The organism is Micromonospora sp. PLK6-60 (assembly GCF_019890675.1).
In the GTDB taxonomy this organism is placed as follows: Bacteria; Actinomycetota; Actinomycetes; order Mycobacteriales; family Micromonosporaceae; genus Micromonospora.
This window is the reverse complement of the sequence record NZ_JAIOAA010000004.1, coordinates 213,527-226,239: the sequence shown is the minus strand read 5'-3', so window position 1 is coordinate 226,239 and position 12,713 is coordinate 213,527. Positions and strand designations below refer to the sequence as shown.

Annotated in this window: 8 protein-coding genes; 5 read left to right on the top strand and 3 right to left on the bottom strand. The window is 73.7% G+C overall.

Translation table 11 applies throughout. The features are described from left to right. Window positions 1-37 precede the first annotated feature (37 nt). The 3 genes from K7640_RS10445 to K7640_RS10435 are packed head-to-tail and all read left to right on the top strand — an operon-like array spanning window position 38 to window position 4,541. On the top strand, window positions 38-1,879 hold the full coding sequence (locus K7640_RS10445) for a glycosyltransferase (RefSeq protein ID WP_222954556.1): 1,842 nt from the start codon (window positions 38-40) through the stop codon (window positions 1,877-1,879). Further along, window positions 1,876-3,546, top strand: coding sequence for a glycosyltransferase family 2 protein (locus K7640_RS10440; RefSeq protein ID WP_222954555.1), 1,671 nt, complete (start codon window positions 1,876-1,878; stop codon window positions 3,544-3,546). Before K7640_RS10445 ends, K7640_RS10440 begins: the two co-directional genes overlap by 4 nt. Next, window positions 3,543-4,541, top strand: coding sequence for a glycosyltransferase family 2 protein (locus tag K7640_RS10435; protein WP_222954554.1), 999 nt, complete (start codon window positions 3,543-3,545; stop codon window positions 4,539-4,541). The genes K7640_RS10440 and K7640_RS10435 overlap by 4 nt, the downstream gene beginning before the upstream one ends. A 43-nt stretch (window positions 4,542-4,584) precedes the next feature. Here K7640_RS10435 and K7640_RS10430 read toward each other — a convergent pair whose 3' ends face one another. Next, complete coding sequence (locus K7640_RS10430; RefSeq protein WP_222954553.1) at window positions 4,585-5,361, bottom strand: sulfotransferase; 777 nt, start codon at window positions 5,359-5,361, stop codon at window positions 4,585-4,587. Between the two features lie 314 nt (window positions 5,362-5,675). Here K7640_RS10430 and K7640_RS10425 point away from each other — a divergent pair, with 314 nt between their 5' ends. Next, window positions 5,676-7,625, top strand: a complete 1,950-nt coding sequence (locus tag K7640_RS10425) for a hypothetical protein (RefSeq protein WP_222954552.1) — start codon at window positions 5,676-5,678, stop codon at window positions 7,623-7,625. A 157-nt stretch (window positions 7,626-7,782) separates the two neighbouring features. Further along, window positions 7,783-8,925 (top strand): class I SAM-dependent methyltransferase, encoded by a 1,143-nt coding sequence (locus K7640_RS10420; RefSeq protein WP_222954551.1) that lies wholly within the window; start codon window positions 7,783-7,785, stop codon window positions 8,923-8,925. A 140-nt stretch (window positions 8,926-9,065) separates the two neighbouring features. On the opposite strand, the gene wecB is transcribed toward K7640_RS10420, so the two are convergent. Both wecB and K7640_RS10410 read right to left on the bottom strand, forming a co-directional pair. Beyond that, window positions 9,066-10,148, bottom strand: coding sequence for a non-hydrolyzing UDP-N-acetylglucosamine 2-epimerase (wecB, locus tag K7640_RS10415; protein ID WP_222954550.1), 1,083 nt, complete (start codon window positions 10,146-10,148; stop codon window positions 9,066-9,068). A gap of 97 nt (window positions 10,149-10,245) precedes the next feature. Continuing rightward, window positions 10,246-12,546: a glycosyltransferase gene (locus tag K7640_RS10410; protein WP_222954549.1), complete on the bottom strand. Its 2,301-nt coding sequence runs from the start codon at window positions 12,544-12,546 to the stop codon at window positions 10,246-10,248. Window positions 12,547-12,713: the final 167 nt, after the last annotated feature.

The window sequence follows — 12,713 nt, the reverse complement described above, 5'->3', positions numbered from 1 at the left end:
TGTTTCGGACAGCGCAGCGGCGGGCCGGAGGATCGGGATGGCGGCCGTGACCCGGCGCCGGGTCGTGGCGGGGGTACGCCGACGGCTCGGAAACTACGCCCGGCGGCTGCGTGACGTCACCCCCAAGCGGCTGGCCGACTGGGAGGAGCCGACGACGACGGTCGGCGGGCGCCCCGGCGAGCTGACCGTGGCCACCGTCGGCGAACTCGCCCGGCACGCGCTCGGCACCCCCGACGCCCCCGGCGTACGCGAACTGCGGGTCGTCGTGCAGCGCTGGCAGGCCCCCCGGCCCGGCTGGTCCGGCCGGCTCGGCCCGCTGCCCGGCCTGCTCGGCCACCAGCTCGCCCTGCCCCGCGCCGGCACCGGCCCGGCCCAGGTCTCGGTGACCCTCGCCGACCCGCTGCCGCCGCACCGGGTGGTCGCCGCCGTGCTCGACGCCCTGCGACCGACCGCCGCGCTGCCCGCACCCGGCGCCGCCGACCTGGCCGTCGACGGCGGCCTGCCCGGCTGGCTCAGCCCCGGCGCGGTGACCCGCGCCCCGGCCGGCCCGGAGCCGGGCGACGCCCCCGTCCGCCCGTACGACCTGCGGCTGCTGCCCGCCGGCGCGGACGTCCCCGCCGAGTCGCCGGCCGGCCGGCTCAACGTGCCCGCGGCCCGGCTCACCGGCGACCTGACCGGCGTCACCACCGCGACCGGCGGGCCTTTCGTGCTGGTCGACGCGGGCGCCGCCAACCCGATCGGCCGCAACAAATACGGCGCGAAGATGCCCACCGGCCGGCTGCTGGTCGACGACGCCGACGGGACGCCGCGGTGGCGGATCAGCACCGGCGAGCAGACCGTGGTCGCCGGCCGGGTCGGCGACCCGCTCGACGGCCGCCAGTCGGCGGTGCTGCGCGACCTGGCCGCGGTGACCGTGCCGGCCGGCGGCGTCGGCGGCTCGGCGCTCGCCGCCACCGTCGCGCAGCTCGCCATGACCGGGCTGCTGGTGCACGTGCCCGACCTCCCGGCAGAGGTGGCCGAGCTGCTCGGGCCGGAGCTGGCCGGGCTCACCGCCGCCGCCCCACCCGGCCCGGACGCCGACCCGATCGACCGCGAGCTGGCCAGCATCCGGCAGCGGCGGGCCGCACTGCGCCGGCACGCCACCGCGCTGGCCCTGCCCCGGGCCACCGCCGCGTACCCCGCCCTGGCCCGGCCGCCGTCGGTGACCGCGCTGCTGATGACCCGCCGCCCGGAGCGGCTGGTGGTGGCGCTGCGCGACCTCACCGGGCAGACCTACCCCGAGCTGGAGGTCGTGGTCGGCCTGCACGGCGTCGAGCTGCCCGGTGAGGTGGCCGCCGCCGTCGCCGCCTGCCCGCTGCCCGTGCAGGTGGTCACCGTCCCCGGCGACGTCTGCTTCGGCGAGGCGCTCGCCGAGATCACCCGGTACGCCCGGGGCACCCTGGTCACCAAGGTCGACGACGACGACCGGTACGGCGTGGAACACGTCTGGGACCTGGTGCTGGCCCGGCACTACTCCGGCGCCACCGTGGTCGGCAAGGGCGCCGAGTTCGTCTATCTCGAACCCCGCGACCTCACCGTGCGCCGCCGGATGGGCAACGAGTTCTACGACGACGTGGTGGCCGGCGGCACCATGCTGCTGTCCCGGGGCGACCTGGAGGCGGCCGGCGGGTGGCGGCCGGTGAACCGGTCGATCGACCGGGCCCTGCTGGACCGGGTGCTCGACGCCGGCGGCCTGGTATACCGCACCCACGGGTTCGGGTTCCTCTACACCCGGCACGGCGAGGGGCACACCTGGGATCCCGGCCTGGACTACTTCGTACAGAATCCGCTGCGGCAGTGGACCGGACTGCCGCCCCACGAGACGTTCGGAACCGCATGACCCCCACCCCCCGTGTACACCGCAACAACTGGTCGACGCTGACCGTGCCCGCCCTCGGGCAGTGGCGGCCCGAGCTGTCGGTCAGCGTGATCATCCCGGCCTACAACTGCCAGCAGAGCCTGGACCTCACCCTCGCCTCGCTGAGCCGGCAGACCTACCCGGAGGACCTGCTGGAGGTGGTGGTCGTCGACGACGGTTCGACGCCGCCGATCGAGCTGCCCCCGGTACGGCCCCGGCACACCCGCCTGGTCCGCGCCGGTGACCACTCCACCGGCTGGGGCCGGGCCAACGCCCTGCACGTCGGCGCCACGGTCAGCACCGGCGCCGTGCTGCACTGGCTGGACGCCGACATGGTGGCGTACCCGGAGCACGTCGAGGCCCAGCTCCGCTGGCACCACCAGGTGCCGTACGCGGTGACCCTGGGCTACAAGCGCTTCGTGGACACCACGCCGGGCGCTCCCGACTGGCCGACTCCGGCGAGCGTGCTGGAGCACTGGGAGAAGGGCACGCCACAGTCCCTCTTCGACACCGCCGGCGAGCCGCACGACTACGTCGAGCGGTACATCGACCGGACCGACAAGCTGCGCGCCGCCGACCACCTGGCCTTCGCCATCCACGTCGGAGCGACCGCGGCGCTGCGCCGCGAACTCTACGAGGCGTGCGGCGGCCTGGACACCGAGCTGCGGCTCGGCGAGGACACCGAGCTGGGCTACCGGCTCGCCCAGGCCGGCGCGCTGTTCGTGCCCGAGCCGCTGGCCGGCAGCTGGCACCTCGGGCCGACCCACGTGATGCGGGCCCGCGAGCAGGTGCAGCGGTACAACAAGCCCTACCTGGCCGACCGGATGCCGTACCCGCGCTGGCTGCGCAAGGTCGGCGCGACCGCCTGGTCGGTGCCGCTGGTCGACGTGGTGCTGGAGGTCGGGGACGAGCCGCTGGAGCGGGTCCGTACCGCGGTGGACGCGATCCTCGGCGGGGACGAGCCCGACCTGGTGGTCAACCTGGTCGGGCCGTGGGACCAGCTGCCCGACGGCCGGCGCCGGGTGCTCGCCGACCCGCGGCTGGACCTGCGCCTGATCGCCGAGACCTACCGCGGCGACCCGCGGGTGCGGCTGGTCACCGCGGCGCCCGCCAGCCCGTTCCCGGCCGCCTACCGGCTGGAGGTGCCGCCCACCCACGGGCTCGGGCCGCACGCCGTGGGCCGGCTGGTGGAGCTCGCCGACCGGGACCAGCTGGGCCTGGTCGAGCTGCGTCCCCCGGGCGCCGACGACGGCCCGGTGACCCGGTTGTGGCGTACCGCCGCGCTGGGCCGGGTGGACCGGATCGGCGCGACCGGCGAGCCGCTGGCCGAGGTGGTCGCCGAGGTGCACGGCGCGCGCCAGGTCCCGGCCGAGATGATCGGGGTGGTGGACCTGGCCGGGGTGGCGTCCCGCCAGCTCGCCGAGGGGATCCGGATGATCGCCGACCCGGCCCTGGGCGGGGCCCGCTGGGTGCCCAGCGCGGTCGAGGTGGCCGGCATGCGCTCGCTGGCCAAGGCCACCATGCTGGTCGGCACGCTGGCCAGCCGGCGGCTCTCCGCCCGGGTACAGCACCGCCTCAAGCGACGCCCGCTGCCCCCGGCCCGGCGCACCGACGACGAGCCGACCGGGGTGGAGGACGGGCAGCCGTGACCCCGACCCTCTCCGTGGTGGTACCGGTGTACGCCGTGGAGCAGTTCCTCCCGGCCTGCCTGGATTCGCTGCTCGCCGAGCCGACCACCGAGCTGGAGATCGTGGCGGTCGACGACCGCTCGCCGGACGGCAGCCCGGCCCTGCTCGACGCGTACGCCGAGCGGGACCGTCGGGTGCGGGTGCTGCACCTGGCCGAGAACGCCGGCCTCAGCGGCGCCCGCAACGCCGGCCTGGCCCAGGCCCGCGGGCGGTACGTGTGGTTCGTCGACGCCGACGACTGGGTGCCGGCGGGCTCGGTCGGGGCGGTGCTGGCCCGGCTGGCCGAGACCGAGCCGGACGTGCTGGTGGTGGACCACCAGGAGGTCTTCGACGACGGCCGGGTGCTGCCCGGCACCCCGCCCGGCGCGCTGGCGCGCCCGCCCGCGCCGATCACGCTGGCGGACCGGCCGGCGCTGCTGCGGCTGGCCCAGTCGGCGTGCACCAAGGTGGTCCGGCGGCGGCTGCTGGACCGGATCGGCCTGCGCTTCGCCCCCGGCTGGTACGAGGACGTCTCGTACAGCCACGCGCTGCTGATGGCGGCGGGCAGCATCGACCTGCTCGACCGGGTCTGCTACTGCTACCGCCAGCGGGGCGACGTCGGGGCGATCACCAAGACGCCCAGCCGCCGGCACTTCGAGGTCTTCGACCAGTACGAGCGCCTCTTCGACCTGGTGGACGCGGCGGCGCCCCGGTACGACCGGTTCCGCGCCGACCTGTTCCGCGTCATGATCGACCACTATCTGGTCATCGTCGGCAACGAGCGGCGGGTGCCGCCGGACCTGCGGGAGTCGTTCTTCCACCGGATGGCCGGCGACTACCGGCGGCGGTTGCCGGCCGACGGTTACCCGCTGCCCGGGGGCGTGGCCGGCCTGAAGCACCGGCTGGTGGCCCGGGACGACTGGCGGTCGTACGCCGGGCTGCGGGCCGTCTACCGCCGGCTGGGCCGGGGCGGCTGAGCCGCGCCGGTCGGTCCGACCCGGATCGTCCGACGGTGTCCGGTCAGGGCCGGCGCAGCCGGACGATGACCCGCCGGGCGAGGTTGCGGGCCCGGCGGGCGGGCGAGCCGGCCGGCGCCTCCCCGGGCTGGTAGGAGTGCGGGGTGGCCAGGGTGGCCCGGATCCGCTCCTCGTCCAACTCCTCGCCGAGGAAGCCGAACAGCTCCCGGATGTTGTCCAGGCTGTCGTCGATCCGGTCGAAGTGGAAGTGGAAGTGCCGGTCGTCCGCCGGCACCTGGTTGAACCGGGCGTCGGCGGCCTTGATCCGTTCCAGCGCCTTGGGGTTCTGCGCCCACCAGGCGCTCTTCGCCACGTCGGCGGGGAGCCGGTGATTGAAGATGATCTTCGACTGCGGGAAGGCGGTGCGCAGGAAGTCCAGGTAGCCGGCCAGGTCCTTGATGTGCTCGGCGGTGTACCGGATCTCCTTGAAGCCCAGCACCCGGTCGCCGGGCTCGGGCCGCAGCACGTGCCCGACGAACGCGTCGAGCAGCGCCCGCCGGTACGCGTCCGGCCGCCAGCGGTCCGCGCCGTACCACGGGTCGCCGGTGGACCAGGCGTTCTCCGCCCGCTTCGGGTACGCCTCCCGGATCGCCGCGCACGCCTGGTAGAGCCCGTACAGCGAGTTGTCGTTCTCGCCCCGGATCCGGTAGCCCGGGATGGTGTTGAGCAGGCCCATCAGCAGCGTCGACCCGGATCGCCCGTAGGTGACCACGAAGACATAGCGGTACTGGCGGCTGTCGTCGGCACGGCGGCTCAGCCGGGACGCGAGGGGTGCGCGCAACGGGTTCTCCACGTCGAGAATCGGTCCGCACGGCAGGGGACCCGGGCGGGACCCGGGCGACTCTACCCGAGGGCCGGGCCGCCGCCCCGCCGGGTGAAGCCTGCTCCCCTTCGCCGACGGGCCCGGTCTATCCTGTCAGCGAAGTTGCCACCGTCGGTCGCGCTCCTCAACGCGGGCCCGCCACCGCCGGGCCACCGGTGACGTCACCACCCTTTTCCGCCAACACGACCAGGGCCCGTTCCGGGGCACAGGACCCGGGGGCCGGCCCAAGAAGGGGACCCCACCCGATGGAAGCTGCCAGCCCTGACCGGGCCATGCCCGTGGTGCTCCTGCGCGACGGACGCTGGCCCGATCTGCCCGGGGTCTGCTGCTGGCGCAACACGTTCCGGTCGGCGTTCACCGCCGCCGGGGCGAGCGTGGCCGAGACGACCTGGCAGCCGCCGCCCAAGCCGCAGCCGAAGCGCCCCGCGCCGCCGCAGCAGCCGAAGCTGGCCTGGCTGGCCCCGTCGCTGCGGCAGCCGCTGGTGAAGGCGTACCGCCGGTCCCGCCGCGCGGTGCAGCAGCAGCGCCGGCCGGCGCCCGTGCCGGTGGTGGCGCCCGCGCCGCCGCAGCCGGTGCCGGGCCTGGCGGGCGCCGCGCTGATCGTGGCGGAGTCGCCGCGCGCCGCCGCGGCCGCGCTGGCCGGCGGCTTGCCGGGTCGGCTGATCTGGTCGCTGGCCCTGCCGGCCGAGCGGATCATCCAGGGCGCCGAGTCGGGGTACGCCGACGAGCTGGACGCCGTGGCCGGCAAGATCGGCGGCTTCATCACCGACAGCCAGATGGCCCGGGAGTCGGTGGAGCGGGGCACGGTGAGCGCCCGCCCGCGGGTCGTGGTGCTGCCGCCGCTGGCCGCCGACCGGCCGTGCCCGGACTGCGCGGGCGTGGCCGAGGACGAGCTCCCCGACGACGTGGCCCCCGAGGCGGCGGAGCTGGCGCTGTGGCGCCGGCTGCTGCTGCCCGACGCGCCGTCCGCGCGGGAGGAGATGCCGTACTCGTTCCCCGCCGCCCGGCTGCGCGGCACGGACGCGGCCTGGGCTCCGGCGAACCGGCTCGGCTGGGACCAGGAGGCCAAGAGCACCCCGATGCCCGGCCTGCCGGAGACCTTCCCGACCGAGTGGACGGCGCAGGCGCAGGAGCGGGGGGCCCGGGAGGTGCTGGCGGCGACCCTGCCGCAGGGGCCGGCGCAGCCGGACCGCACCCTGGACACGATGATCTCGGGGTACGACCTGAAGTTCATCCGGGAGCTGGCGCACCGCCTGGACACCCGCACCGACCTGGACATCACCCTCGACGACTGGCCCCGGGTCTCGATCAAGACCGACCGCACCGAGCAGCTCGCCGACACCTCGGACGTGATCATCGCGGAGTGGGCGCGGCCCAGTGCCGCCTGGTTCGCCGAGCGCAAGAAGCCCCACCAGTTCCTGGTGGTCCGGCTGCACCGCTTCGAGCTGGACGCGCCGTACCCGGCGATGATCGACATCGACAAGGTCGACGCGGTCGTGCACGTCTCCCCGCCGATCGGCCGGCGGATCCGCAACGAGATCGGCTGGCCGCAGGAGAAGCTGGTCTACATCCCCAACTTCCTCGACGTGGACTGGGTCGACCGCCCCAAGCTGCCCGGGGCCCGGTTCAACATCGGCTTCGTCGGCATGGAGTGGTCCAACAAGCGGTTCGACCTGGCCCTGGACCTGCTGGCCGAGGTGCGCCGGGAGGACCGCCGGTTCACCATGTTCGTCCGCTCCCTGCCGCCCTGGCAGAACGAGTACGTCTGGCCGAAGGCCGAGGAGCGGGAGTACGTGGGCTGGTGCCAGGAGCGCATCGAGCGTGACCCGCTGCTGCGCGGCGCGGTGGTCTTCGACGCCCCCGGCCGGGACATGGGCCGCTGGTACCGCAAGGTCGGCAACATCCTGTCGATGAGCGACATCGAGAGCTTCCACCTCGGCCTGGCCGAGGGCATGGCCTCCGGCGCGGCGCCGGTGATCCGGCCGTGGCCCGGCGCGCGGGACATCTACGACAACCGGTGGATCCCCGGGTCGGTGCCGGACGCCGCCGCCGCGGTGCTGGCCAACGCCGACCCCGAGGTGTGGGCGGAGCGGTCCGCCGCGGCCCGGGCCGAGATGCGCGAGAAGGTCAACCCGACCGCGGTGATCGATGCCTGGGCGGCGCTGCTGCACGGTGACGTGGAGCGGGCCCGCAGCTATTTCGCCGGCTACAGCACGAGCTGACGGGCGGACCGGCACCCTGGAACGGGCGGCCTCGGTGATGCAGCCGAGACCGCCCGTTCCCTTGTTTCGCAATAGTTTGCGCCCTTGATTCCGATCGTTGACGCGGCCATATAATGCCCGCAGCCCGCAGACTTCCAACTCATTCCCAGGAGCGCCGATGCAGAGCACCGACGAGCGGCACGGCGCGGCGGCCCCACCGGGCCCCCGCTCGGCACGGCAGGGCCTCGCGGCGCTCGGCCGGCAGCTGGCCCAGCCGGCCGCGGTGATCCTCGTGGCGGTCGTGACCGCCGTGGCGGCGATCGCGGTCGGCGCCGCCGGCGCGGGAGACGCCAACACGGTGCTGCTGGTGGTGCTGATCGGGCTGGTGGTGATCGCCATCCTCCGCTCCAACCGCCAGCACCGATACAACCTCTGGCGGCTCAGCAAGCTCGTCGAGTCCGGCCGCGACCACCTCGACCAGCGGCTGCGGGACCACGACCAGCAGCTGCGCAGCCAGTTCGACAAGCGGCTGACCGAGCACTTCGGCAAGGAGCGCAAGGCCGCCGACGCCGGCGTCGAGCGGCTGGCCAAGGCCGTCGCCCGCTGCGAGGACTACGGCAAGCTGGTCACCCGGCAGGAGAACGCCAACGCGTACCGCGGGGTGGAGGCGCTGCTCAACCTCTACGCGATGATCCCGGTCGGCAACCGGGTCCCGCCGATGCGCGGCTGGGCGGCCTCGCCGGACGTGCTGCTGGTGCTGGTGAGCATCCTGCGCGACGAGCGCCCGAAGCTGGTGGTCGAGTGCGGCAGCGGTCTCTCCACGCTCTGGTCCGCCCTGGCCATGCGGCAGTTCGGCATCGACGGCAAGGTGGTCGCCCTGGAGCACGACGAGGAGTACGCCCGGCGCACCGTCGCCCTGCTCAACGCGCACGGGGTGGCGGACCTGGCCGAGGTGCGGCACGCGCCGCTGGAGCCGATCGAGGTGGGCGGCGAGACCTACCGCTGGTACGCCGCCGACGCCTGGCGGGACCTGGACCGCATCGGCCTGCTCTTCGTGGACGGCCCGCCCGCCGACACCGGCCCGCACGCCCGCTTCCCGGCCATGCCGCTGCTCGGCGACCGGCTCGCCGACGACGCCGTGGTGGTGCTCGACGACCTGATCCGCAAGGACGAGCAGGAGGTGGTCCAGCTCTGGCGCGAGGCGGCGCCGACGATCACCGAGGAGCGGCTGAAGCTGGAGAAGGACGCCTCGGTGCTGCGTACCAGCACCCCCGGCAACTGGACGCCCGCGGAGCCCCGCACCGGGCAACCCGTCGCCTGAGGCGAAAGGAGGGGCCCCCTGTTAACGCATTCGGTATAGGCGGGGCCCCCGCTTGACACCCCGTCGCCCCGCCGGGCGACAAGAATCGGCGCCCGCCACCTTCGAAGGTGGCGGGCGCCGAGTCGTTCGTCGGGTGGCGCTCAGCCGCGCAGATGCCCGGCGATCACCGCGGCGATCCGCCGGCCGGCCGACCCGTCCCACAGCGGCGGGGTGGGCCAGGTCTCGCTGCGGCCCGCGGCCAGCACCTCGGCGACGATCTGCGGCAGCGCGTCGCGGGTCACCAGCCGGTTGGTGCCGTGGGTGATGGTCACCGGCCGCTCGGTGTTGGGCCGCAGGGTCAGGCACGGCACGCCGAGCATGGTGGTCTCCTCCTGGACGCCGCCGGAGTCGGTGACCACCGCGGCGGCCCCCCGGACCAGGCCGAGGAAGTCGACGTACCCCAGCGGGTCGATGACCCGCAGCTTGGGGTGGTCGAAGAGGCCGGCGGCCTCCAGCCGGGCGCGGCCCCGCGGGTGCAGCGGCAGCACGATCTCGGCCTGGTCGGCCACCGCGTGCATCGCCTTCACCAGCGCGGCGGCGTCGGCCGGGTCGTCGACGTTGCCGGGGCGGTGCAGGGTCGCCACGATGTAGCGGTCGTCCAGCCCGTAATCGGCGCGCGCCCGGTCCGCGTCGAAGCGGTCCAGGTTCGCCAGCAGGGTGTCGATCATCGGGTTGCCGACCAGGTGGATCTTGTCCGGGTCGGTGCCCTCGTTGCCGAGGTGGGCGATCGCGTCCGGGCTGGTGGCCAGGAGCAGGTCGGAGAGCCGGTCGGTGACCAGCCGGTTGATCTCCTCGGGCATGGTCATGTCGAAGCTGCGCAGGCCGGCCTCGACGTGCGCGACCGGGATCTGCAGCTTCGACGCCACCAGCGCCGCCGCGACCGTGGAGTTGACGTCGCCGTAGACCACGACCATGCCCGGCCGGCGGGACAGGAAGATCTCCTCCAGGCCGGTCATGATCGCCGCGGTCTGCACCGCGTGGCTACCCGAGCCGACGCCCAGGTTCACGTCCGGCTTCGGCAGGCCGAGCTCGCGGAAGAACACATCCGACATCCGCTCGTCGTAGTGCTGACCGGTGTGGATGAGTTCCTGCGGCACGCCGAGTTCGGCGAGGGCGCGGATGACCGGGGCCGCCTTCGGGAAGTTCGGCCGGGCACCGGTGACGTGCAGGACGAGATCGGGCATCAGAGCCTTCCAGCAATCGTTGGTCGGGCGCCCCAGCGGCGCCCCTGCCCCTCCGGCAGCATGCCAGAGGTGTGGCCTGTTGGTTCCGAAGGTGGGCTCAGACCGGCTGGTCGGCCGAGGTCAGCTCCGCCGCCGGGCGCTCGCCCACCTTGTCCCGGACGATCCGGGCCAGCACCTCCGCGGCCGCCGCCACGTCCCCGACCGGGGACTGGAAGTGCAGCGGCTGCCGGCTGAGCGGGCTGCCCGCCTCGACCAGACCCCAGACCGGGCTGCCGCTGCCCTTGTAGTCCGACCACTTCGACGGCAGGTACGGGTTCTGCGCGTGGCTGTCGCCGGTGAGCGCGTCGTTGACCAGCAGGCAGTCGAACTTGGTGGTCAGGTTCAGGAAGCCCAGGTACTGGGCGTACGGGCCGACCCGCACCGCGTCGGAGATGCCCAGCTCGGCGGCCCGCTTCTGCAGCTCCTCCGGCTTGGTGGTGAACACGTGCATGCGCAGCCGGGCGCGGGTCCACGAGTCCTGCGCGGCGATCCCCGCCAGCACGTCGTCCAGGCCCCGGGTGGCGTAGAAGTTGCCGAAGTACGCGATGTGCGCGACCCCGGGCTCCAGCGGGTAATCGGTCTCGGTCATCGAGTAGAAGTTCGGCGACAGCGTCGGGTGCGGGGAGACGACCGCCTTCTTCCGGGCGACCTCCGCCAGCTCCGGGTTGGAGCAGTAGCTGAGCATGTACTCCATCTGGTTCTCGTTGGTGAAGATGATCTCGTCCGCCAGGGCGTACGCGACCTCCTCGGTCCAGATGAAGCAGTTGGTGGTGTCCGGCACCGGCAGGCCCAGCTCGGTCAGCCCGGTACGCAGCCGGTCGAGCAGCTCACCCTCCTTGATCGGGGTGCCGCGCTCGGCGTCGGAGATGTCCCGCGACAGCGGGTCGGAGAACTCCGCGGTCCACTTCACGTCCGGGTTCGCCAGCTTGTACGCCGCCGCCAGGAAGTGCGAGTGGGCGAAGTGCGCCCGGCTGTACATCCACGGGTACGGCACCTTGCGGGCTTCCTGCCACTCCGCGATCTGCTTCAGGCCGGCCAGGGCGAACTTCTCCATCGACCCGAAGTCGGAGAAGTACGACGGCGTGGGCAGGGCCGCCTTGCGGTTGATGAACGGGCCGGAGATCCGGGTCAGCGACTCGTCGGTGGGCCGGATCCGGTCCATCGCGTTGTAGATGACGTCGGCGGCGCGGCCCATCATCCGCACCCGCTTGCCCATCACGACGCCGCTGGTGTCGGCGTACGGCGGGAAGGCGTAGGCGATCACCAGGCCCCGCTCCAGCACGCCGTTCATCCGCTCGTACGGCATGTGGTAGATCGGGTAGCTGTCGATCTCGTCGACCACCCGGCGGTACTCGTCCGGGTGCCGCTTGAGGTACTCGGCGAGGAAGGCCGTCTGCGCCCGGATCCGGGTGGCGAGCAGTTCCTGGGAGCGGACGTCGCACTCGGGCAGCAGCCGCTCCAGCCGGGTGATCACTTCCAGCCGCTGGGTCACCGAGAAGTCGAAGGTCGGCTCCGGCCGGGAGACCGAGCCCTCCCGCATGGTGCGGTAGTAGACCGCCTCGGTCGGGCAGGGATAGAAGTTGATGTGCCCGCGCACCACCACGGTCATCCAGAACAGCACGTCCTCGCCGCTGGCCAGGTCGGTGTCGTAGTAGACGTCGCGGAGCAGGCTGGTGGCGACCAGCTTGCAGGCGTTGAAGGTGGTGCACACCCGCGCCTCGGCCGGCGCGGTCAGCTTGCTGTCGTGCTCCAGCAGCATGGTGTTGATCGGGTTGGCCGCGTCCTCGACGCCGTCCGCCCCGACGTTCACCAGCCCGGCGATCGGCACCACCTGGGGGCTGGCGTGGCTGTACAGCACCTCCAGGAAGTTCGGCGAGAGGTAGTCGTCGTCGTCGACGAAGGTGGTGTATTCCCGGCGCGCCGCGGCGATACCGGCGTTGCGGGCCCGGGACGCCCCGGCCCGGCTCAGCCGCACGATCCGCACCGTCACCGCGGGGTGGGCGGCGCGGAACTCCTCCAGCACCGCCCGGGTGCCGTCCTCGGGGCCGTTCAACACCACGATCAGCTCGAACAGCGCCGGGTCGAGGGTCTGCGCGGCCATCGACTCCAGGCAGCGCCCGATGTGCCCGGCGCCACGGTACGACGGCACGACGACGCTGACCCCGGGGTTGAGCACCCGGCTGTGCGACCCCTCGACGGTGAGGTCGGCCTGGATCTCGTTGTGCAACGCGTCGACCTGCTTGCGCCACTCGGTGATGCCGGCGCGGTCCACGGCGGTCGCCGACGGCCTGAGCCAGGGACGGTCGCCCGCCTTCTCGCTCCGCAGCCCGCTGACCTCGGGTGACTCCCCACCTGCCACGCTTGCACTCCTCGGTATCATCGCGTCGCCGCGGGCGACTGCGGTCGGCGCCGCACGAACCCGGTCGGACCCGACCCCCGTGGAGCGGGTGCCGCGACCCACACTCGCCGGCACATGCGCTAATCTCGCCGCGCATCGTAACCAGGACTCTGGCCCGGAGGTAACGC